Source organism: Bradyrhizobium uaiense (assembly GCF_010811875.1).
Taxonomy (GTDB): domain Bacteria; phylum Pseudomonadota; class Alphaproteobacteria; order Rhizobiales; family Xanthobacteraceae; genus Bradyrhizobium; species Bradyrhizobium uaiense.
The window spans coordinates 1-249 of the sequence record NZ_VKHP01000774.1; the positions used below are offsets into that span (position 1 = coordinate 1).

1 pseudogene is annotated in these 249 nt (G+C 63.5%); it reads left to right on the plus strand.

Annotated features, from left to right (window positions below):
- Positions 1-122 precede the first annotated feature (122 nt).
- Positions 123-249, plus strand: a pseudogene (locus tag FNJ47_RS55140) (alpha-2-macroglobulin family protein); the annotation flags it as partial.

The window sequence follows — 249 nt, forward strand, 5'->3', positions numbered from 1 at the left end:
TCGGTGTTCTTCGGCTCGACACCATCCTCGATCCATTCGAGCGTGCCGGAATCGCCTGACGACACCAGATTGGGGTTGTCGATCTCGAGCCCGGCCGGCAGATAGTCGGCCACCATGATGTGACCGAGTTCCGCGATGATCGCTTCACCGCGGCGATCGACCGGGGCGCCAACGACAAGTCGGTGTTCACCGTCGCCTATGTCGTGCGCGCGGTGTCGCCCGGCAAATACGTGCTGCCGCAGGCCTATG